Annotated in this window: 19 protein-coding genes, 1 pseudogene, 2 riboswitches and 1 other annotated feature (1 of these 23 running past the window's edge); of the genes and pseudogenes, 3 read left to right on the forward strand and 17 right to left on the reverse strand. The window is 26.5% G+C overall.

Going from position 1 to position 24,084, the window contains the following annotated elements; all coding sequences use genetic code 11:
- Positions 1–84: a binding site (T-box leader), on the reverse strand; it reaches 167 nt to the left of the window's first position.
- A gap of 99 nt (positions 85–183) precedes the next feature.
- Positions 184–1,518 carry a tRNA (N6-isopentenyl adenosine(37)-C2)-methylthiotransferase MiaB gene (gene miaB, locus BN6774_RS10370; RefSeq protein WP_066893319.1) on the reverse strand — a complete coding sequence of 445 codons (1,335 nt, stop codon included), beginning with the start codon at positions 1,516–1,518 and terminating at the stop codon, positions 184–186.
- A 167-nt stretch (positions 1,519–1,685) separates the two neighbouring features.
- Here miaB and BN6774_RS10375 point away from each other — a divergent pair, with 167 nt between their 5' ends.
- Positions 1,686–2,051 (forward strand): hypothetical protein, encoded by a 366-nt coding sequence (locus tag BN6774_RS10375; protein WP_066893321.1) that lies wholly within the window; start codon positions 1,686–1,688, stop codon positions 2,049–2,051.
- A gap of 29 nt (positions 2,052–2,080) precedes the next feature.
- On the opposite strand, the gene BN6774_RS10380 is transcribed toward BN6774_RS10375, so the two are convergent.
- The 8 genes and pseudogenes from BN6774_RS10380 to BN6774_RS10420 all read right to left on the reverse strand — a co-directional run bounded on the left by BN6774_RS10380 (position 2,081) and on the right by BN6774_RS10420 (position 9,994).
- Positions 2,081–2,992, reverse strand: a complete 912-nt coding sequence (locus tag BN6774_RS10380) for a GNAT family N-acetyltransferase (RefSeq protein WP_066893323.1) — start codon at positions 2,990–2,992, stop codon at positions 2,081–2,083.
- Positions 2,993–3,114: 122 nt separating this feature from the next.
- Positions 3,115–5,022 (reverse strand): annotated as a pseudogene (locus tag BN6774_RS18160) (bifunctional 4-hydroxy-3-methylbut-2-enyl diphosphate reductase/30S ribosomal protein S1).
- A gap of 18 nt (positions 5,023–5,040) precedes the next feature.
- Positions 5,041–5,727, reverse strand: a complete 687-nt coding sequence (gene cmk, locus BN6774_RS10395; RefSeq protein WP_207644596.1) for a (d)CMP kinase — start codon at positions 5,725–5,727, stop codon at positions 5,041–5,043.
- Between the two features lie 44 nt (positions 5,728–5,771).
- On the reverse strand, positions 5,772–6,995 hold the full coding sequence (locus BN6774_RS10400) for a BaiN/RdsA family NAD(P)/FAD-dependent oxidoreductase (protein ID WP_066893331.1): 1,224 nt from the start codon (positions 6,993–6,995) through the stop codon (positions 5,772–5,774).
- 101 nt (positions 6,996–7,096) lie between these two features.
- Positions 7,097–7,993, reverse strand: coding sequence for a MurR/RpiR family transcriptional regulator (locus BN6774_RS10405; RefSeq protein WP_066893333.1), 897 nt, complete (start codon positions 7,991–7,993; stop codon positions 7,097–7,099).
- 135 nt (positions 7,994–8,128) lie between these two features.
- Positions 8,129–8,671 (reverse strand): tRNA 5-(aminomethyl)-2-thiouridylate-methyltransferase MnmM, encoded by a 543-nt coding sequence (locus tag BN6774_RS10410; RefSeq protein WP_066893335.1) that lies wholly within the window; start codon positions 8,669–8,671, stop codon positions 8,129–8,131.
- Between the two features lie 8 nt (positions 8,672–8,679).
- Positions 8,680–9,408: a pseudouridine synthase gene (locus BN6774_RS10415; RefSeq protein WP_066893337.1), complete on the reverse strand. Its 729-nt coding sequence runs from the start codon at positions 9,406–9,408 to the stop codon at positions 8,680–8,682.
- A gap of 151 nt (positions 9,409–9,559) precedes the next feature.
- Entirely contained in the window at positions 9,560–9,994 is a 435-nt protein-coding gene (locus BN6774_RS10420; RefSeq protein ID WP_066893339.1) for a MarR family winged helix-turn-helix transcriptional regulator, read from the reverse strand.
- A gap of 173 nt (positions 9,995–10,167) precedes the next feature.
- On the opposite strand from BN6774_RS10420, the gene BN6774_RS10425 reads away from it, so the two are divergent.
- Positions 10,168–10,824: an NAD(P)H-dependent oxidoreductase gene (locus tag BN6774_RS10425; RefSeq protein WP_066893341.1), complete on the forward strand. Its 657-nt coding sequence runs from the start codon at positions 10,168–10,170 to the stop codon at positions 10,822–10,824.
- A 67-nt stretch (positions 10,825–10,891) separates the two neighbouring features.
- Here BN6774_RS10425 and BN6774_RS10430 read toward each other — a convergent pair whose 3' ends face one another.
- From BN6774_RS10430 to BN6774_RS10450, 4 genes are all read right to left on the reverse strand, one after another.
- Positions 10,892–13,228, reverse strand: coding sequence for a glycoside hydrolase family 31 protein (locus tag BN6774_RS10430; RefSeq protein ID WP_066893343.1), 2,337 nt, complete (start codon positions 13,226–13,228; stop codon positions 10,892–10,894).
- 111 nt (positions 13,229–13,339) lie between these two features.
- On the reverse strand, positions 13,340–14,479 hold the full coding sequence (locus tag BN6774_RS10435) for a PLP-dependent transferase (RefSeq protein WP_066893345.1): 1,140 nt from the start codon (positions 14,477–14,479) through the stop codon (positions 13,340–13,342).
- Between the two features lies 1 nt (position 14,480).
- The gene (locus BN6774_RS10440; RefSeq protein ID WP_066893347.1) at positions 14,481–15,632 is read right to left on the reverse strand and encodes a trans-sulfuration enzyme family protein; all 1,152 of its coding nucleotides are present in this window, start codon (positions 15,630–15,632) and stop codon (positions 14,481–14,483) included.
- Between the two features lie 89 nt (positions 15,633–15,721).
- Positions 15,722–15,822, reverse strand: a riboswitch (SAM riboswitch).
- 1,161 nt (positions 15,823–16,983) lie between these two features.
- Entirely contained in the window at positions 16,984–18,135 is a 1,152-nt protein-coding gene (locus tag BN6774_RS10450) for a trans-sulfuration enzyme family protein (protein ID WP_066893347.1), read from the reverse strand.
- Positions 18,136–18,224: 89 nt separating this feature from the next.
- Positions 18,225–18,325, reverse strand: a riboswitch (SAM riboswitch).
- 170 nt (positions 18,326–18,495) lie between these two features.
- On the opposite strand from BN6774_RS10450, the gene BN6774_RS10455 reads away from it, so the two are divergent.
- Positions 18,496–20,316, forward strand: coding sequence for an LTA synthase family protein (locus BN6774_RS10455; RefSeq protein WP_066893349.1), 1,821 nt, complete (start codon positions 18,496–18,498; stop codon positions 20,314–20,316).
- A gap of 77 nt (positions 20,317–20,393) precedes the next feature.
- Here the strand turns inward: BN6774_RS10455 and BN6774_RS10460 are convergent, their stop codons facing one another.
- The 4 genes from BN6774_RS10460 to BN6774_RS10475 form a co-directional block, all read right to left on the reverse strand.
- Positions 20,394–21,101 (reverse strand): hypothetical protein, encoded by a 708-nt coding sequence (locus tag BN6774_RS10460; RefSeq protein ID WP_066893351.1) that lies wholly within the window; start codon positions 21,099–21,101, stop codon positions 20,394–20,396.
- 133 nt (positions 21,102–21,234) lie between these two features.
- Entirely contained in the window at positions 21,235–22,014 is a 780-nt protein-coding gene (locus BN6774_RS10465) for a nitroreductase family protein (protein WP_066893353.1), read from the reverse strand.
- Between the two features lie 18 nt (positions 22,015–22,032).
- The gene (locus BN6774_RS10470; RefSeq protein ID WP_066893355.1) at positions 22,033–22,380 is read right to left on the reverse strand and encodes a hypothetical protein; all 348 of its coding nucleotides are present in this window, start codon (positions 22,378–22,380) and stop codon (positions 22,033–22,035) included.
- A gap of 118 nt (positions 22,381–22,498) precedes the next feature.
- On the reverse strand, positions 22,499–24,004 hold the full coding sequence (locus BN6774_RS10475) for a carboxypeptidase M32 (RefSeq protein WP_066893357.1): 1,506 nt from the start codon (positions 24,002–24,004) through the stop codon (positions 22,499–22,501).
- Positions 24,005–24,084: the final 80 nt, after the last annotated feature.

Genomic DNA, 24,084 nt, shown 5'->3' on the forward strand with positions numbered 1-24,084 from the left:
TTTAACCTACCATACTAAACTTTCACCTATCATTAGCTCTCTTTAATGTTTAGTTAAATTACTCTTCCTTATCACAATCTTTACAAATATTACTTTTTTACTATTATAATAATAAAATAAGATTTATTCAATAGATTTTAATATAAAACTTATTTTATTTTTAATAAATAGTTAATAATAAAATTATTCTACTTCTCCTACAAGAGAAAATGGCTGCGCTCTAACTATTTTAACATTTACTAAATCACCAGCATTTATGTTTTCACCTGAGAAGTTAACTAGCTTTCCATTTCTAGTTCTTCCAGTAAACTTACTTTCATCATTTTTGCTTGGTCCTTCAACTAGTACTTCAACAGTTTTTCCTTCAAACTCTTTGTTTTTTCTTATAACACTATCATTTACAGCTTTTATTAATCTATCAAACCTATTGTGTTTATCATCATCTGAAACTTGGTTTAACATCATATCAGCTGGAGTATTATTTCTTCTTGAATAAATGAAAGTAAAGGCTGAATCATATTGTACCTTATTCACTAAATCTAGTGTATCTAAGAAGTCTTCCTCAGTTTCCCCTGGGAAACCAACTATTATATCAGTTGTTAAGGATACTCCAGGTATCTCCTTCTTTATTAATTCAACTAATTCTAAATAGGATTCCTTAGTATAATGTCTATTCATTTTCTTTAAAATTCTATTAGATCCACTTTGTACTGGTAAATGTATTTGCTCACAAAGCTTACCACATTCTTTTATTGCGTAGATAACATCCTTATTTAAATCTTTAGGATGTGATGTCATAAATCTAACTCTTTCTAATCCTTCTACTTCATTAATTTTTCTTAAAAGTTTGGCAAAATCAATATCTTCTTCTAATCCCTTACCATAAGAATTAACATTTTGTCCTAATAAAGTTATTTCTTTATATCCTTTTGATACTAAATCCTTAATTTCGTTAATTATGTCTTCAGATTTTCTGCTTCTTTCTCTTCCTCTAACATAAGGAACTATACAGTAAGTACAGAAATTATTACATCCATACATTATTGTAACAAAAGCTTTAACTGAACTTTCTCTGTCTATAGGTACACCTTCTATAATTTCAGTTTCTTTATTAAATATTTCTTTAACTTGAACACCTTCAGTTCTTACTCTATTTAAATATTCTGGGAATTTATATGCATTATGTGTACCAAATATTATGTTAACATGTGGAAATTTACTAAGTATCTTATCTGCCATTCCTTCTTGTTGCATCATACAGCCACAAACAGCAATAATTAAGTCAGGATTTTTCTTTTTTAAATGTTTTAACTCTCCTAAGTTACCAAATACCTTATTTTCTGCATTTTCTCTAACACAGCAAGTATTATATATGATAATTCCAGCTTCTTTAAGGTCATCAGTTTTGCTATAACCTATACTCTTAAGCATACCGGATAGCTTTTCAGAGTCTTCCTCATTCATTTGACATCCCCATGTTTCAATATAATACTTTAATTCTTTAATTTCTTCCTTCATAGTATTCTCCTTCTTAGAAATATATTTCTCCAGTAACATTATAATAAAAATATTAACTTTTTTAAATACCTATAATGAAAATAGATATTAATATGAATTTTTTACATGTTATTTTGTATAATAATATTAGATATAAAGGTAAAACTATTACAAAAGGAGGTTATAATATGAAAAATTTTATTAAAGCTACTTCTTTAGTACTTATTTTATTTTTATTTTTAAGTAGTACACCAATCTTTGCAGATGATGCAAGTGAAAAATGTATAAAAAATGATTGTGCTATACCTACTTCAGATGTATATAAAGAAGGAATTTATAGATTTGATATTACTTGTACTAAATGCGTAGCAACAGCAAAATACTTAACTCCAAATACAAGTGGAGTAATTATTGTTATAAATGCTGATAATACAGAAAGACTATTTAAGAAGTGTACTGTTGATAATCCTGATGTTGAAATAGGGTCTCTAACTAAAGATGATACTGTTGTAATAATTGGGAAAGGCGAATTTGAAATACTTTTCACTAAATAAAATAAAAAGTAGTTGTTTAACTACTTTTTTTATTTTCTTTCCCATACTACTATTTTATTAGTTTCCTTAAATCCAATCCATCTATATAAATTAATGGCTTTTACATTATCTGAATCTACTCTTATATATAAATCTTTAATTCCATAATTTTTAGCTGCTATAATGATCTCATTTAATAGAAGCTTACTTAAACCAAGACCTCTATATTTTGATACTATTCCAAAATTAACTATTGTGTACATATTTCTATTAAATATAATTTGGCCATATCCTACGTACTCATTATTAACTAATCCCCAAAAACAAAGATCCTCCAAAAAGTAATCTTGACTCATATCTGCATGTATATCATCTAGTGATAAAGGTCTTCTATTCCATTGAGCAAATATATCATTTTGAATATTACATCTTAGTATTTCATCTTTACCAATTTGTAGTTTTCTAATATAAAATTCAAAATTATTATTAGACTTAATTTTCTCTTCTAATTTATATTTTGATTTACTTAAAATACTATCTTTTAAATTTATATCAATATAATTACTTATATCCAGTTTTAAAAGCAACGTATAATTAATTTTTTTAAAGCCTAATTTAGATAAAGTTATAGAGTTTTGTATATTATCTATTTCTTCATATGATAAAATATTATTATTAAAATAAGATAGCGTGAATTCATTTATTAATTCACTATAATTGTTATCAATATAAAGTGCCCAAACCTTAATATATTTACCATCAGTATTATCAAACCATAAATAACCTATATATTGATCTTTTACTTTTATTAACCTAATAAACTTTCTATATAAGAATTTAAATAAAAAGTTTTGGTTGTCATAACAACGAAAAAAATCTTTATTATAGCTAATTTCTTTTAAATTTTTATAATATATTTCTTTAAAAGTATTCATATTATTTAATGTCAACTTTTCCAACATTACCATAAAACCCCTTTTATTCTCTATATAAATAAGTATAATTGTTCTTTAATACCTTGGTCAAGGCATTAATGGTAAAATAAAACACACATATAAAATATATGTGTGTTTTGAGTTATATATTACTTAGCATCTCTTATACTAAGGGCAATTTTCTTATTTTCAGCATCTACTGAAAGGATTATAGCCTTTACTTCTTCTCCAATACTTAAAACATCAGCAGGATTATTAATTCTTTCATTAGATATTTTAGAAATATGAACTAATCCATCAACCCCTGGCTCTAATTCTACAAAAGCACCAAAATCGTTAATTCTAACAACTTTTCCTAAGACAGCAGAGCCCTCTGGATATTTTTCTTCGATATTACTCCATGGTTCAGGTGTTAATGCTTTCATACTTAGGGAAATTCTATTACTTTCTCTATCAGCTTCAATTATCTTAACATCTACAATTTGACCTTTCTTAAGAACACTCTCTGCAGATTTAACATGATTCCATGAAATTTGTGATAAATGAATTAAACCATCAACACCATCAATATCAGCGAATGCTCCAAAGTTAGTAAATCTTTTAATTTCAGCCTTAACAACTTCACCAACCTTAATATTTTCCCAAGCAGCATCTTCTACCTTTTTCTTTTCTTCTTCAAGAATTACTCTTCTAGATGCTACTATTCTTAATGTATTTTCTATTGAAAAATCTATTATTCTAACTTCTAATTCAGTTCCTATTAAATTACTTCTATCATTTGAATATCTTATATCTACTTGAGATGCAGGAACAAAAATTCTTACTCCATTGTAATAACAAATTAATCCTTTTTCAATTGCATCTTTAACCTTAACTTTAATTATTTCCTTATTATTATATTTTTCTTCTAAGTAATTTAAAGTTTCTTTCTTTTCATATTCAAGTCTTGAAAGAACTACATTTCCATCTTCATTTTTTAATTTTATTACTTTTGCAGTTATTTCATCACCTATATTAATAGTTTGAAGGCAAGAATCTAGTTTTTCCTCAGAAGTTAACTCTTTAAAAGGTATTACACCATCAGATTTATATCCTACTAAGGAAATAGTTATCTCATCTCTTCCTATAGATAAAATCTCACCTTTGATTTCGTCTCCAATTCTAAATCTTCTATCCATTTCTTCCATTAGCTTTAATTGATCTTCCATTTAGTTTTTTCCCTCCATAATATCAATTACTTCTTTTATTATCCAGTCAGGAGTAGATGCACCTGCAGTAATCCCAACAGTTTTATCTTTATTTTCTTCTATAAACTCCTTTGTAAGTTCCTTAGAATTTTCAATATGGATTGTATTTGGACAATTTGCCTTTGCTATTTGGTAAAGCTTAGTTGTATTAGAGCTATTTCTTCCTCCAATTACAATCATAGTATCTACAGTTTGAGATAATTCATTAGCACTTTTTTGTCTTACTTCTGTAGCAGAGCAAATAGTATTAAAGGCCAATAACTCCTTGGAAATAGAAGATAAATTGCTTACTGTCTTTTTCCATGTTTCTTCTTTTTCTGTAGTTTGTGATACAACACATATTTTCTTTGGTAATTTATCATTAAATGTACCATCCTTTGTTATAACAGCACTATTGTTACACCATCCATTTATGCCTACCACTTCCGGATGCTTATCATCACCTAATATAACAATATTATAACCTAAATCTGAATACTTATTAACTTTTTTGTGTATATTAGTTACATATGGACATGTTGCATTTACGACTATAAGTCCATGTTTCTCAAGGTTTTCAGTAACTTCTTTAGATACTCCATGAGACCTTATTAAAATTACGTCACCTTCATTTAATTTATCAATTTCGCTATAATCAATAGCATATATATCATTTTTCTCTAAATACATAACAACATCATTATTATGTATTAACGGTCCTAATGTATAAATCTTTTTACTATACTGTTTTTTTACTTTAAGAGCCTCTTCTACTGCTCTTTGTACACCAAAACAAAATCCAGCATTTTCTGCTAATATAACTTTACTCATATCAATTCTCCTAAGAAATTATTTATTATTTTTTATACTTAGGGATATTTTTTCTACAACTTCTTCTATTGATAAATTTGTAGTATCTATCTCAATAGCATCTTCATCCTTCCTTAGTGGGTCAACTTCTCTATTGCTATCAATATAATCCCTTTTAATTATATCTTCTAAAATAGTAGAATAATCTACTTCTAACCCCCTATTTTTTAACTCCTTATATCTTCTTTCAGCTCTTGCTTCTGGAGTTGCTGTTAAGAAAAACTTAAACTTTGAATCCTTTAATACCACAGTTCCAATATCTCTTCCATCCATTATAACATCATATCTTTTTGACATCTCTCTTTGTAAATCAACTAATTTACTTCTTACTTCTTTAATAGATGCATATTTAGATACTATTGCACTAATTTCTGGCATAGTTATCTTATCTTGAATATTTTCATCATTAAGATATAAATCATCATTTACAAATTTCATATTTAATGAATCAATTAATTTGCATAAAGCATCTACATCTGTATCCCCTACATTATTTTCTTTAGCAACTAAAGCTACAGCTCTGTACATTGCTCCTGTATTTATATACATTAAGTCAAAATTTTTAGCAACTAACTTTGCAATCGTACTTTTACCAGCCCCCGCTGGTCCATCTATAGCAACTGATATTCTCAAAATAGTATTCCACCTTTCATCTTTGAAAAACATTTTCATATAAATTATATTATTAATATAAATTTTTAACAAGTGATTTATATATTACTTCCTGCTAAATATCCAGTAGATAATGCTATTTGAACATTGTAACCACCTGTAAAAGCATCTACATCTATAACTTCTCCAGCAAAAGATAAATTATTTATTATTTTAGACTTCATTGTAGATGGATCAATTTCTATAGTATCTACTCCACCTGAAGTCACAATTGCCTCTTCTATAGGTCTTAATCCCTTTATATTTAATTTAATGCCTTTAATTAAATTAACTAAGGATTTTCTTTCTTCCTTTGTTATTTCATTTACCTTTTTATTGTCTTCTATATTTGAAAGCTTAATAATAGCTGGTATTAATTTTTGAGGAAGTAATTCATCTAAAGAATTTTTAAAATCTTTATTTATAAATTTTTTAAAATCTTTTTGGATTCTCTTATCAAGTTCATCATAAGATAGAGCCGGCTTTAAGTCTATAATTAAATCATACTTATTATTATCATCTATATATCTAGAGGCCTTTAATATTAAAGGTCCTGAAACTCCATAGCTTGTAAATAACATTTCCCCCTGATTTCTATATAATGGCTTTTTAATATTTTCTTTAAGTATTGACACTTCAATATTCTTTAAATTTAATCCAGTTAAGTCCTTTATCCAAGGGCTTGAAATTTCAATAGGTACTAGCGATGGCTTTAAATTTATTATATTATGTCCTAAAGCTTTAGAAAATTTTATTCCATCTCCAGTAGAACCAGTTAAAGGATAAGATACTCCACCTGTTGCTATTATAAAGTGATCACCTTTAATCCAATATGAATTATTCACTTCAATTCCTTCAATAATCCCTCTAGTAAACCTTAAATTAGTAACTTTACTATTTAACTTAATTTCCACATTATTTTTAATTAATTCCTTTTGTAACCCCTTAATTATATCTGAAGATTTATCGGAAGCAGGAAAGACTCTTCCCCCTCTTTCACTTTTAAGTTTAATTCCTTGGGATTCAAAAAAATTAATAGTATCTTCATTAGTATACGAATATAATGCGCTATATAAAAAGTGAGGATTTCCTGGAATATAATCAAAGAATTCTGATATATCCTTGCTATTCGTTACATTACATCTTCCTTTTCCTGTAATAAATAGTTTCTTCCCAACCTTCTCATTACTTTCAAGTAATATGACTTTGCACTCTTTTTTAGCAGCTGTTATAGCTGCCATCATTCCAGCTGGGCCTGCTCCTATAACTACAACTTTTTTCATTATAATCCTCCAATGCATTATTTTATCTTAATAAATATATCATTTTAGCACTCTTAATTCAACTTTTATAGGGCAAAAAAATTGACGACCTAATGGTCGTCTTAATCTTCACCAACATTCCTATTATTGTAGGAATATACATTATATTCTCTCCAGATTGACTCAAGGTTATTGAATGTACTTGTAATACTTGATTTCTCCCTCATACCAACAGCTATTATTAATGCATTAATAACTGATAAAGGAGCAACTAAAGAATCAACGAAAGAAGCCATATTGCTTTGAGCTATTAATGAATAATCTGCTTTTGCTGCTAATGGAGATAAAAGACTATCTGTTATAGCTACAACATCTGCCCCTCTATCCTGTGCAAAAGCCAATGCATCTATTGTTCTGGATGCATATCTTGGGAACCCAATTCCTATAACTAAATCTCCTTCTTCTAGATTAATCATTTGCTCAAATATATCAGAAATTCCGTATCCTACTGTTTTAACATTTTGCAAAATTATATTTAAGTAGAAACCTAAAAATTCTGCTAATGCTGTTGAACTTCTTAATCCTATAATATATATTCTTTTAGCCTCAAATATTTTATTTACTACTTCTTCAAAGGTATTGTAATTTATTTTTTCAAGAGTTGCTCTTATGTTCTCCATATCTGCCTTTAGAACTCCTTTAAGAGCATATCCTTCACTTACATAATCATTTGATAATTCTAATCTTTGAACTGTCGTAAGTTTATTTTTAATTAACTCTTGTAATGCCTTTTGAAGTTTAGGATAACCAGAAAAACCTAGTTCATTTGCAAATCTAACAACTGTAGACTCTGAAACTCCTACTGAGACTCCAAGCTTTGCTGCTGTCATAAATGCAGCTTTGTCATAACTTTTTAAAATATATTCTGCAATTAATTTTTGTCCTTTGCTTAGTCTTGGGAATCTTGATTGTATTAATCGCATTAAGTCCTTTGAATTATCATTAAGATTATTATCCATCTGTATCCCTTCTTTTCATTTAAACTAACAATTATTAATTATATAGTATCATTTTTTGAATAATTCATCAATATTTATTTCATTTTATCATATAATTTCAATAAAAACTTGTGACTTATTTCAAAGTTGTCAATTTTATTTTTTCTCGATAACTACAAGCAAAGGAGAGATATCTTGCCTATTTAGATAGGATTGAACCATTACTCCAAATTGATTTTTAGGTAGTTTCTTTAAATACTCTAAAATGCAAGTTTCTTCAATTTTACCTTCATAATGACCTCTATAAATACAAATTGTCATTATCCCGCCATTTTCTAATATATCTAGTCCTTCTTTAATACTTTCAAGAGAAGTTTCATGTAAAGTTGTTATTTCTTTGTTTCCTCCAGGCAAAAATCCTAGATTATACATTATGCAATCAACTTTTTCATTTATGTATTTTTTAAATAAATGATGAGAGGCATTTATTACTTCAACATTGTCTTTTTTCTTATATATATAATTTCTACATGCATCTTCTTGAATATCAAAAGCATAAACTTTATTAAATATTGAAGATAAAAAATCTGTATCATACCCGTTACCCAATGTTGCATCTATTGCAATGTGCTTATTTAAAACAAAATTTTTAATTATATAATGAGACAAGTCACTTATATTTCCAACATATTTATACATATTTTCTCCTATAATGAATTTATATACTCTAACTCAGTTTTAGTTAAATTTCTCCATTCACCTTTTTTTAAATAGCCTAACTTAATATCTCCAACAGATATTCTATTTAAAGATATAACTTCATGGCCTAAAGCTTCACACATTCTTCTTATCTGTCTATTTTTCCCTTCATGAATTGATATTTCAACTAAAGTGTTAATTTTTTTTGTTTTTTTATCTACTTCTTTATCAATTACTTTTATTTTACACTTAGCTGTAATATATCCTCCAATATCTATACCATTTTCAAATCTTTTTAGTTCTTCTATTGTAAAATCTCCTCTACATAAAACTATATATTTTTTATCTATCTGTACCCTAGGATGTATTATTTTATTATATATTTCTCCATCATTAGTTAATAATATTAATCCAGAACTATCATAATCCAATCTACCAATTGGATATATTCTTTCTTCTACCTTAACTAAATCTAAAATAGTTTTTCTTCCTTTTTCATCCTTTACAGATGTTATGTAGCCTTCTGGTTTATTAAGCATAATGTATAATTTATTTTCTTCTGGTTTAATTAAATTACCCTCATAATATACCTTATCAGTTTCTGGATTTATTTTAACTCCAAGTTCATTTATTACTTTTCCATTTACTAAGACTTTCCCATTTAATATTATTTCTTCACATTTTCTTCTAGATGCTACTCCACATCTAGCCATATATTTCTGTAATCTTTCTTCCATAATATCACTCCACTTATATAATAAACAATTAATATAGTACTCTACTCTATTAGATTCTGCAATATACAATAAGTTTAATATTTTATTAAACTTATTGTATATAAAAATGAGGCGTTAAAAATACATTAATAATTTTCTAACACCTCATAATTTATAATTTTAAATTTATTAAAACATCGTCTAAATCTTTTTTTAATTTTATAACCTTATCATTATTAGTATTCATGCTACATAATATTTGTGTAGGAATATCCTTAGCCTTATCTTGAAGTTCTTCACCTTTCTTCGTTAATTCTGCTATAACAACTCTATCATCATCTGTAGAACGATATCTATTTAAAAATCCAGCAGTTTCAAGTTTCTTTAACAAAGGTGTTAAAGTTCCAGAATCTAAATGAAGTCTATTTCCTAAGTTCTTAACTGTTGATTTTCCTTCTTCCCATAAAACCAGCATTACTAAGTATTGTGTATATGTTAAATTTAGTTCATCAAGTATTGGTTTATACAATTTAATTATTTCTCTAGATAAAGCATATAAAGAAAAACATAATTGATTTTCTAATTTTAAATTATTGTATTTTATCATGCAATCACCTTTATAACGTATTTATTAAATATAATTTTATGCAACTAATATATTAATTTTAATATTATATCTTTTAATTTATATTGTCAATCCCCATATATAACCAATGATATTGATTTTTAATTTCTTTTGTTTTATAATTACTTCATAAATTTTCAAAAGGAGGATTTAATATGAACAAAAAAGAAATATTAGATGCATTAAACTTTAGATATGCTTGTAAAGAGTTTGATAAAAACAAAAAAATTGATGCTGAAAATTTAAATATTATTTTAGAAAGTGGCAGATTATCACCAAGTTCTATTGGAATAGAACCATGGAAGTTTTTAGTTGTTACTAATGAAAAGTTAAAAGAAGCTTTATTGCCTGTATGCCCTGGTGGAAAAAAACAAATACCATCATGTAGTCATTTGATTATACTATTAAATAGAACTCCTAAGGATTTAAAATCTGATTCTAATTATCTAAAGGAACTTTTTTCAAAAGATAAAGAATTTCCTGATGAATTAGCTAATAATATGCTACGTGCTATTAAAATCGTTAATGAAAATAGATATGGTGGTAGCTCTGAAAAGATGAATGGTTATTCTAGAGAACAAGTATATTTAGCTCTTGGAACAATGTTAGCTACATCTTCTTTGTTAGGAATAGATTCTTGTGCTATTGGAGGCTTTGATTCTGAAGCTTTAACTAAAATATTAGTTGATAATAATTTACTAGATACTGAGCATTTCAACGTATGTTGTATGTTAGCTTTAGGCTATAGAAATGAAGAAGCTCCAATTAAAACTAGAAGAAATTTTAAAGATGTTGTTCAATTTGTAGAATAATACAAATAAAATAGGTGCTGCAAATAATTTTATTATTTTGCAACACCAAAAAAGGTATAAGGTCAAACTAAATATTAATTTCTATTAAGTTATCTTTTACATCTGCTTTTATTCCATTTACTATTATATCTTTCCCATTAAAATTATTTAATATAAATCTAACTTTTCTATAATTTTTAAAGTACTTATTATTTTTAGTAATAAAGCTTATATTTAAGTTTTCTTTATTTTCAATAGAAATTTCATATTCATTATATATTCCATTCCTATAATTAAAACTTTCTCCATCATCTAAATAATGAGTATAAGTGAACTTTTCATCTTCATCACTTAAATAAATGCTAAGTATTAATGTGTCCTGTTCTTTTTCTCCTATAAAGTTTTGCTCTAATGCCATAGGAATAATTGATGATGCTTTAATAAAAATAGGACATATATCAAGAGGTGCTTCCTTTATAATATATTCACCTCCATCATATATTTCATTAGTCCAAAAATCTATCCATTTATTACCTTTAGGTAAGTAAACTAATCTTTGTTTTGATCCTTGTTCAACAATAGGAGCTACTAAAATATTATCTCCACATAAGAATTCATCATTTATTTCATAAGTTTTTTTATCATCTTGGTAATTAAATAAAAGTGGTCTTATAATAGGTGCACCCGTTTTTTCTCCTTCCCACATTGAATCATACAAGTAAGGAAGTATTTTATATCTTAACTTTATATATTTTTTATTTATTTCTTCTGTTTCCTTATCAAAGGTCCAAGGCTCTTGATCCCTAGTTCCTAAGGAAGAATGATTTCTAAATAATGGTGTAAATGCTCCAACTTGAACCCATCTACTTAAAAGCTCCCCAGTACAATCATGACCAAATCCACCAACATCTGTTCCTGAAAAACTTAATCCACTTAACCCTAAATTCATAAGCATTGGTAATGACATCCTTAAATGTTCCCATGTGCTTACGTTGTCTCCAGTCCAAACGGTAGAATATTTTTGAGTACCTGAATAACACGCTCTTGTAATAACAAAAGGTCTCTTTTTAGTATATTCTTTTATCCCTTCATAAGTAGCTTTAGTCATCATATGCCCATATATATTATGAATTTCTTTATGGGTAACTTCATTCCCATCCTCATTAAAAACAACATCTTCTGGTAATGGACCATTAAAGCTTGCAGGTTCATTCATGTCATTCCAAATCCCTGATACACCAGAATCCATCATTATTTTTTGGTTATTTGCCCACCATTTTCTTACTTTAGAATTCATAAAATCAGGATATACTGATTCTCCCGGCCAAACTACATTCTTATATACTATTCCATCTTTGTCTTTAGCAAAATAATTATTCTTAATTCCCTCTGAATAAATCCCATATTCTCTATCTACTTTTACTCCAGGATCTATTATGGTTACAACCTTAAATCCCATTTCCTTTAATTTATTTGTAAAATCCTTTGGATTATTAAATTTTTCTTTATCCCAAGTAAATACCCTATATCCATCCATGTAATCTATATCTAAATATAAAGTATCGCATGGGATTTCTTTTTCCCTAAATGCTTTTGCTATTTCTAATACTCTCTCCTCTGGAGCATATGACCATCTACATTGTTGATAGCCTAATGTCCAAAGTTGAGGAAGAGGAGTCTTTCCTGTAAGGTTTGTATATTGATTTACAACTTCTTTAACCTCAGGTCCATACATGAAATAATAATCTATATTTCCATCTACTGCTCCAAAGTAATAATAGCTTGAATTTTCTTTTCCCATATCAAAATGACTTTCAAAATGATTATCAAAAAATATTCCAAAGGCATCTTTATTTTTTATGGATATTAAAAATGGTATAGATTTATATAATTGTTGAAAAGTTTCACCATGCGGACTAGGATCGTCAGTATTCCAATTTTTGTAATGGTACCCTTTTTTATTCAATGAACCAGTTCTTTCACCTAATCCGTAAAAATACATATCATTTTCCATTACCTTTGATACAAAAACTTTGTAATCTTTATGTCCATTAATATTATGGCCTTCTTGTTTAGCTAAGTGTAAATTGTATCCTCTTCTTTCAAATGCTTCTCTTTCACCTCTATAATCTCTACATAAAACTTCTCCATTTTTATCGTAAATATCTATTTTAAAGTTATCGTTTACTTCTATATTTAACTTATTCATCTTTATTAGTAATTTACTATCTTTTAATTGAGCTGAAAAATTCACATCTCTATACTCTAAGTTTTCTACAGCTTTTGAATTTCTTTCGTTTTTATATAAAGGTACAAAGAAATTTACTACATTCTCATTTATTATACTTATTAAAGCTTCAATTTCTTCAAACTGAACTTTAATTACATTTTTATTAATCTTATAATCTAATATTTTTCCAAACATAAATATACCACCTTTTATAATTAAAAATCTTAATATAATTATAAATGATGGTATATTTTAAGTCTTGTCTAATATCGGCATAAAATATGACAATATTGCTATTATTAAATTTTATTTATTTAAAAAACCAGTTTTAAACCCTTCAACAATATCCTCTATGTCCTCTATTCCAAGAGAAACTCTAATCAAAGTATCTGTAATTTCTAGTTTTTCTCTTTCATCTTTTGGGATTGCAGCATGACTCATTTTTACAGGATATGAAACAATAGTTTCAACAGCTCCTAAACTTACTGCTACCACAACATTTTTTACATTATTTAAGAAATATTTTGTTTGATCTATATTTTTGAATTTAAATGATAATACTGCCCCTGGTCCAAAGGACTGACTTTTATGAATATCATATCCTTTATGATAAGAGAGTCCTGGATAATAGACTTTTTCTATTACTTCCTGACTTTCTAACCAATTAGCAAGTTTAATTGCATTTCTCTCCGATTCATCCATTCTTATTTTTAACGTTTTTAAACCTCTAGATACAAGATAACAATCCTGAGGTGATAGTATAGCACCAAATCCATTTTGAATTTTATAAATTTCTTCTGCAATTTGTTTATTATTTGTGACAGCTAATCCCGCTATAACGTCACTATGTCCACCTATAAATTTTGTTGCACTATGAACTACAATATCAGCCCCAAGGATTAAAGGATTTTGTAAATAAGGTGACATGAATGTATTATCTACTATAGTTAGTAAATTATTATCCTTTGCTAATTTTATGGAGCTTTTTAAATCAGTTATTTTCAATAATGGGTTTGAAGGTGTTTCTAAGTATATAGCTTTTGTATTACTTTTTATTGCTTTTTTAATATTATTAACATCCTCTGTATTTACAAAGGTAAAAGCTATATTAAACCTATTAAACAATTTAGTTATTGCCCTATATGTCCCCCCATATACATCTTCTGCAACTATTAAATGATCTCCAGAAGAAAATATACTTATTATTGAAGAAATTGCTGCTATACCAGATGAAAAGGCAAAAGCATATTTTCCTCCTTCTAGTTTTGCAAATTCTTCCTCTAAAATATTTCTTGTTGGGTTACCAGATCTTCCATAATCAAATTCTCCAAAATTCTCTATATCAAATTGATGAAAGGTTGAACTTTGATATATTGGTAAAGTAACTGCACCATTATTTTTATCAATAGTTTTTTCACCATGTAGCAACTTAGTTCCAAATCTCATACTAATCCTCCAAAACTGATTTTAAATCATTTAATAAATCATTAATACTTTCTATTCCAACAGATAGTCTAAGTAAGTTTTCATCTATTCCTAATTTATCTTTTAATTCCTTTGGAATTTCCGAGTGAGTTTGAGTAAATGGATAAGTAATTAAAGTTTCTACTCCCCCTAAACTTTCTGCAAAGGATATTATACTTAAATTTTTTAATATATATGGAATTAAGCTTTTATCTTTAACTCTAAAAGATATCATTGACCCAGAACCAGTGGATTGTTTTGAATTTATCTCATGACCTATATGATCTTCTAAGCCTACATAATATACTTTTTCAACTTTTAAATTTAAATTAAGATATTTTGATATTATTAATGCATTTTCTTGGGCTTTTTCTACTCTAATATGCAAAGTTTTTATTCCTCTTAAAATAAGCCAAGAATCAAAAGAAGATAATGTTGCTCCTATAGAATTTTGAATTAGCTTTATTTTACTTAAAATATCATTATTATTAGTTACTAAAAAACCTGCTAAAACATCATTATGTCCACCTAAGAATTTAGTACCACTATGAATTACTATGTCAGCTCCAAGAGATAATGGCTTTTGAAAGTAAGGCGTTAAAAATGTATTATCTACAATTAAAATAAGATTTGAAGCCTTACATATATAAGATATTTCTTTAATATCACTAACCCTCATTAATGGATTAGACGGAGTTTCTATAAATATAGCTTTTGTGTTTTCATAGATGGAATTTTTAATTTCGTCTAATTTTGAAGTGTCTACAAAAGAAGCTTTTATTCCAAAAACACTATATATATCTTTAAATAATCTAAAAGTTCCACCATATAAATCTTCTGAAATTATAATATGATCATTTGGTTTAAATAGATGAATACAAGCTGATATAGCTGCAACTCCTGTAGAAAATGCTACTGCCCCAATACCATCTTCTAACAAACATAAAGTTCTTTCAACTTCTTCTCTTGTAGGGTTATTAGTTCTTGAATAATCATACCCTGTACTCTTATTTAACTCTGGGTGCTTAAATGTGGCACTTTGATAAATTGGATAGCTTATTGCTCCTGTTAACTTATCCCCTCCACTATATCCTCTTACAGATACAGTTTCAAAATCTAATTTTTTTCCTATCATTATACAATCCCCCTTTTTATAGATATAAAAAAAGAATTCCTCCAAATAGAAAGAATTCTTATATAAAAATTATTAAATTTTATATTTTTCTCTTATTTCTCAGATAATCTGTTGGACTTAGCACCACATTTAGATATAAATAGGTTGCTGGGTTTCATAGGGCCAGTCCCTCCACCACTCTTAATAAGATAATATTTAATTAAAATAATTATATAGTATAATTATTTTATAATCAAGAATATTTTTCCATATTAATTTTAAAATTATTAATTTTTCCTGATTAAAAATTATTCTTATAGAAATACTTATTTATTTAATATAAAATAAGTAAAGTAAGACTTTATTTTTGGAGGAAATGAAATGAAAGATTTTTTTAAAAAGCTTATATATAATAATTGGCTATTTGTAGCAATGGTTTTAATTATACAAGGAAAATCTATGTTATTGCTTTCTATGCTTAGAGCTACAAATTCATCAGGAATTGATTTTAAAACTATGTATTTTGGAGTTCCAGCTATTGGAGCTCATATATTAATTATATGCCTTATATTTAGTATTATTTATTTATTTAAATACAAAGGAAAAATAAGAACAGCTATATACTTAGATCTTATAATTAGCCTATTGTTTTTATTTGATATTTGGTATTACAGAGCTAATGGTACATTTTTATCAATAAGACATTTATTACATCCTGAAATTTTCAATCCTATTGGTAAGAGTTTACTTAACTTTAAATTAGTAGATTTATTTTTCTTTATTGATTTTCTGATTTTCTACATATTGTTTAAGTTTAACAAAGTTAGAGACTTTAAAGATAATTCTAAATTCACAATAAGATTAATAAAGACCTTATCTATTTTTATCTTAAGTGGTGGTATAGTTTATCTTTCTCATTATTGTATAGATATTAAAGGTTTAGTACCTAATCAATCATTTTTTAGATTATCTTGGGCTCCTTTCCAAACATATAGTGATATGAGTCCTTTAGGATACCATGGCTTTGATTTATCCTATTATACTGGTGTTAGTAAAGAATTAACTGCTGAAGAAGTAAATGAAGTTAAAAGTTGGTTTGAAAATAACAAAGAAAATATTGAAGATAATAAATATGCTGGTTATTTAAAAGGAAAAAATTTAATTGCAATACAAGTTGAGTCACTAGAAAACTTTGTAATTAATCAAAAAGTTAATGGACAAGAAATAACACCAACATTAAATAAACTACTATCAAACAGCTTNTATATCAAATTGATGAAAGGTTGAACTTTGATATATTGGTAAAGTAACTGCACCATTATTTTTATCAATAGTTTTTTCACCATGTAGCAACTTAGTTCCAAATCTCATACTAATCCTCCAAAACTGATTTTAAATCATTTAATAAATCATTAATACTTTCTATTCCAACAGATAGTCTAAGTAAGTTTTCATCTATTCCTAATTTATCTTTTAATTCCTTTGGAATTTCCGAGTGAGTTTGAGTAAATGGATAAGTAATTAAAGTTTCTACTCCCCCTAAACTTTCTGCAAAGGATATTATACTTAAATTTTTTAATATATATGGAATTAAGCTTTTATCTTTAACTCTAAAAGATATCATTGACCCAGAACCAGTGGATTGTTTTGAATTTATCTCATGACCTATATGATCTTCTAAGCCTACATAATATACTTTTTCAACTTTTAAATTTAAATTAAGATATTTTGATATTATTAATGCATTTTCTTGGGCTTTTTCTACTCTAATATGCAAAGTTTTTATTCCTCTTAAAATAAGCCAAGAATCAAAAGAAGATAATGTTGCTCCTATAGAATTTTGAATTAGCTTTATTTTACTTAAAATATCATTATTATTAGTTACTAAAAAACCTGCTAAAACATCATTATGTCCACCTAAGAATTTAGTACCACTATGAATTACTATGTCAGCTCCAAGAGATAATGGCTTTTGAAAGTAAGGCGTTAAAAATGTATTATCTACAATTAAAATAAGATTTGAAGCCTTACATATATAAGATATTTCTTTAATATCACTAACCCTCATTAATGGATTAGACGGAGTTTCTATAAATATAGCTTTTGTGTTTTCATAGATGGAATTTTTAATTTCGTCTAATTTTGAAGTGTCTACAAAAGAAGCTTTTATTCCAAAAACACTATATATATCTTTAAATAATCTAAAAGTTCCACCATATAAATCTTCTGAAATTATAATATGATCATTTGGTTTAAATAGATGAATACAAGCTGATATAGCTGCAACTCCTGTAGAAAATGCTACTGCCCCAATACCATCTTCTAACAAACATAAAGTTCTTTCAACTTCTTCTCTTGTAGGGTTATTAGTTCTTGAATAATCATACCCTGTACTCTTATTTAACTCTGGGTGCTTAAATGTGGCACTTTGATAAATTGGATAGCTTATTGCTCCTGTTAACTTATCCCCTCCACTATATCCTCTTACAGATACAGTTTCAAAATCTAATTTTTTTCCTATCATTATACAATCCCCCTTTTTATAGATATAAAAAAAGAATTCCTCCAAATAGAAAGAATTCTTATATAAAAATTATTAAATTTTATATTTTTCTCTTATTTCTCAGATAATCTGTTGGACTTAGCACCACATTTAGATATAAATAGGTTGCTGGGTTTCATAGGGCCAGTCCCTCCACCACTCTTAATAAGATAATATTTAATTAAAATAATTATATAGTATAATTATTTTATAATCAAGAATATTTTTCCATATTAATTTTAAAATTATTAATTTTTCCTGATTAAAAATTATTCTTATAGAAATACTTATTTATTTAATATAAAATAAGTAAAGTAAGACTTTATTTTTGGAGGAAATGAAATGAAAGATTTTTTTAAAAAGCTTATATATAATAATTGGCTATTTGTAGCAATGGTTTTAATTATACAAGGAAAATCTATGTTATTGCTTTCTATGCTTAGAGCTACAAATTCATCAGGAATTGATTTTAAAACTATGTATTTTGGAGTTCCAGCTATTGGAGCTCATATATTAATTATATGCCTTATATTTAGTATTATTTATTTATTTAAATACAAAGGAAAAATAAGAACAGCTATATACTTAGATCTTATAATTAGCCTATTGTTTTTATTTGATATTTGGTATTACAGAGCTAATGGTACATTTTTATCAATAAGACATTTATTACATCCTGAAATTTTCAATCCTATTGGTAAGAGTTTACTTAACTTTAAATTAGTAGATTTATTTTTCTTTATTGATTTTCTGATTTTCTACATATTGTTTAAGTTTAACAAAGTTAGAGACTTTAAAGATAATTCTAAATTCACAATAAGATTAATAAAGACCTTATCTATTTTTATCTTAAGTGGTGGTATAGTTTATCTTTCTCATTATTGTATAGATATTAAAGGTTTAGTACCTAATCAATCATTTTTTAGATTATCTTGGGCTCCTTTCCAAACATATAGTGATATGAGTCCTTTAGGATACCATGGCTTTGATTTATCCTATTATACTGGTGTTAGTAAAGAATTAACTGCTGAAGAAGTAAATGAAGTTAAAAGTTGGTTTGAAAATAACAAAGAAAATATTGAAGATAATAAATATGCTGGTTATTTAAAAGGAAAAAATTTAATTGCAATACAAGTTGAGTCACTAGAAAACTTTGTAATTAATCAAAAAGTTAATGGACAAGAAATAACACCAACATTAAATAAACTACTATCAAACAGCTTATATTTTGATAATATTTATGAGCAAAATAACTCTGGAACTAGTTCAGATGCTGACTTGATGGTTAATACCTCCATTTTTCCTGTTAGAAATCATAGTACCTTCCCAACATACCCATGGACTAAATATAATAGTCTACAACAGCTTTTAAATGAAGAAGGTTATACAACAATTTCTACTCATGCAGAACTCCCAGGAAGTTGGAATTGGGCTGAGCCTCATAAAGCATTTGAAACAAATAAGATTTGGGACATAAAAGAGTTCAATTTAGATGAAGTTATAGGACTTGGATTATCTGATGAATCTTATTTAAAGCAACTTGCTAATAAGTTAAAAAATGAAGAGAATCCATTTTATACCTTTGTAGCAACCTTAACTAGCCATGGGCCTTTTGAAATTCCTCAAGATAAAAAATTATTAGATTTACCAAAAGAATTAGATGAAAATATGTTAGGAGCTTATTTCCAAAGTATTAGATATACAGATGAAGCTATTAAATTATTTATAGAAGAACTTGATAAAAATGGACAACTTGATAACACAGTTTTAATGATTTATGGAGATCATTGTGGAGTTCATAAATTTTATGAAGACTTAATAACAGATGCGCCTCTAGAAGGAGATTGGTGGAAAGATAATCATAAAGAAATACCTTTTATCATATATAACAAAGATATAAAAGGAGAAATAATTTCTAATGTTGGCGGACAAGTTGACTTTTTACCAACTATCTCATATCTATTAGGGGTTGAAAAAGAAAAATTTCAAGACACATCTATGGGACGTATTTTAGTTAACACCAATAGAAATTCAACTATATTAAATGACGGTGAAATTAAAGGTTCTCCAAAAGACGAAAATGAAGAAAAACATTTAAAAGATGTTTTTAAAATAGCAGATATGATTATTCAAGGAGATTATTTTAAAATTAAAACTAATTAGACATAAAAGCACTACCATTAAAGAATATGGTAGTGCTTTTTATTTTTAGGAGATCTATTAGTAAAAATCTACTTACATTATTTAAATTTTATATAAGAGATTACTATTACACAAAATGCAATAACTAAAATACTTATTGGTATAACCATATTTATACTGTTTTTACTACTTAATAAATCTTTATTTATATTTTCACTATTTGTTTCATTTTCAACTATATCATTTTTATTGTTATTTAAATCTTCATTGTTTAACTTTTCTTTGTCAGTATTATTAATATTACTATCTATATTATCTAATATTTCCTCACTATCTATACTAGCCAAAACTTCCAAAGTTGAAATATTAGTATTATCTTTAATAGCTTGAAAATACTTTTTTATATCACTTACATTACCGCTGAATATATTAGTTCCATTAGCCTTTTCTTTAAGAGTAAAATCTCCATTTTTAATACTAAAGTCTATTTTTAAATTTAAGCTATTTGCAATTACACTAAAATTTTTATATATCTTTAATATTTCCTTTAATTTATACTCTTTAAAGGATGTCTTTCCCTTTATATCTTCAGAAATACTTTTGCTCTTCTCAGAAATTTCTTCTATGTCTTCCTCTGTCAAATCTAAATTATTAATATAATCAATTAAATTTTTAATATCTATATTAGTGTTTATGTTTTCTATTTTTGATGATATAGCAAAATTATATGAAATACGTATCTTATCACAAATAAGGAATATAAAAATACCTAATATAATAAATAATATTATTTTACTTTTTTTCATTTAAGCACCCCCTTATTTATTAAGAGTATTGACACTTAAATTAGAACTTAAACACTTATCAAATTTACATTATTTCCCAGAAAATAATATAAACTTAAAAATTATAATCTAATCTTTAAGTCTATATAACTTTTTAAATTTTATTTCCACACCATTCATCTAAGGCTAATTTAACTGATCTTGTCATTTCCTTAGAGAATTCTGATTTTACTTTCATATTATAATGGTACTGAGCATAGTTTTTAGCATTATATTTATTTGCATTTACAAATAACTTATCTCTTTCCTTAAACATATCTTTAATATCATCTTTACTCAATTCTTTATATTCTTCATCAAATATAACATAATTCTTTTTAAACCTATCTTTTAATGGAATATGATATCCTTCAGGATAATACCCTAAAGTTAACATAGTCACTGGATAAACATATTTAGGTAAATTCAATAATTTTTTATGATATTCATAGTTTTCCATAATATCACCAATATAACAAGATCCTACCCCTAGACTTTCTGCTGCTATAACTGCATTTTCCGCTGCTATTAATGCATCTTGAGTTGCTAGTATAAAATTCCCCTCACTTGGGCCTTCAAAATATTCACCCTTTTCAGCCATAAATTCTTTAGTATCATTATACTGGTAGTATTTATACCATTTACTAAAATCAGCTAAAAAAATAAGCAAAACAGGTGCATTTTTAATAAATGGTTGATTATCACAACTAATTGATAATTTTTCCTTAGTTTCTTTCTTCCTTATAACTATTATAGAATAAGACATCATATTTCCTGCTGTAGGCGCCCTCATAGAAGATCTTAAAATAACCTCTAGATCTTCTTTTGAAATATCTTTTTCAGCATACTTTCTTAATGAACCCCTTTTTAATATTGTACTTATTGTTTCATTCATATAAGTTCCCCCCAATATTTATTTTAGTCTATAGACTACTTCTAATCCATATTTATTTAATAACTCTAAATCTAACTCCTTTTTAAACTCCATTAGCTGACTTAAAATTATATTTCCTTCTGTTTTATAACTTAGTATCTTACCATTTGACTCATATTTAAAATCACTCCAAGTCCAAAGGTGAACTGTTCCCTCTATTGCTTTTATTTCATATATATAATTATTAGACATTAATATATATTGAGATATTAGTAAGCGTCTATTATTTTTATCATAAATAAACTCCTTGGAATAACCCTTAATTATATCTCTTAAATAATTATCTAAGTTTGAATAATTAATATATATATCCTTAAACTTTCCCATTTAAATACTCCATAAATATATTGCTTATAGTTATTATACCACTATTTTATTATTATTTCTTTATCAAGTATAAAAAAGATACTGCAATACAAAAGATTTTGATTGCAGTATCTGAAATTTATTCTACATCATAAATTTTATAATACTTATTCTTTAAATAATCTATGAAATACTTAGGATTAAGTTCTTCTCCAGTAACTCTTTTTATTAGTTCTTCTGGAGTATAAATTGCACCGTGAAAATGCACCTTTTCATTTAACCATTTAGTTATCTCAGTAAGATTACCATTTTTAACTTCTTCCATTATATTTGGATTTTCCTTTAGTAATGTATTAAACATTTGCGCCCCATATAAATTACCTAAAGCATAACTTGGAAAATATCCAAAGGAACCATCTGACCAATGCATATCCTGAAGAATACCTTCAGCATCATTTTTAGGTTCTACTCCTAAATATTCCTTATACTTCTTATTCCATAAGTCTTTAAGCTCACTTACTGAAATTCTTCCGTTTATCAACTCTTTTTCAATTTCATATCTAATAATAATATGAAGACCATAGGTTAATTCATCTGCTTCTGTTCTTATTAAAGATGTTTCAACATAGTTCATAGCTTCATAGAATTCATCTAAAGTAACATCTTTAAAATCTTCAAAATATTTTTTAGCTACAGGTAAAAGATATGAACAAAATCCTTTACTTCTTCCTAATATATTTTCATAAAATCTAGATTGAGATTCATGGATAGCCATTGAAGCTCCAGTTTGCAAGCCTGTACACTCTAGATCATCACTAATATTTTGTTCATAAATACCATGCCCACCTTCATGAATTGTGCTAAATAAAGCTGATGTAAATTCATCTTCATGGTAGTTAGTAGTTAATCTAACATCCTTATTACCAAAGTTAGTTGTAAATGGGTGAACACTAACATCTAATCTACCAGCTTCCATATCAAAGCCTATTTTCTCTAATATATATAGTGATAAATCTTTTTGCTTATTAGCATCAAAATGTCCATATAAGAAATCACGATTTAATTTCTTTTTACTTTCCTTAATCTTATTTAATACTTCTAGTATTCCATCTCTTAACTCAGAGAATATTTTATCTAATTTTTCAGTAGTAAGTCCTAATTCATATTTATCTAATAAAGTATCATATTTATCATCTTTATATCCCCAGTATTCTATAAACTCCTTTTGGAATTCAACTACCTTTTCTAAATAAGGCTTAAATATTTCAAAATCATTGGCATCTTTTGCTTTTTCCCAAGCTAATTCTGAATTACTGCAAAGTCCAACATAAGCAACGTATTTATCTTCTGGTATCTTTTTAGTTTCATTATAGTTTCTTTCTAACTCTTCAAGCATTCTCTTTTCAATTAAACTCATTTCATTCTTATAAGGTGTTAAATCCTTAATAAATTCTTCTATTTTAGGACTAGTAATCATTTTAAAGCTTTCACCTGATAAATACTCAAGTACCTTAGCTCTTGATTCACCAGCTTTACTAGGAATATTAGTTCTCATATCCCAATAAATTAATCCTATAGCTTGTACTAGTTTTTCGTGTTGGCCTAAATAAGATTTTAACTCATCTATTTTATACTTTAACTCCATATTATTCCTCCTATATAACTTTAATTTATTATAAATATACCATATTTTATATTTATATGAAAATTATTTATATAGTTTTA

Origin of the sequence: Clostridium nigeriense, assembly GCF_900086595.1 — a bacterium.
Taxonomy (GTDB): Bacteria; Bacillota; Clostridia; order Clostridiales; family Clostridiaceae; genus Clostridium; species Clostridium nigeriense.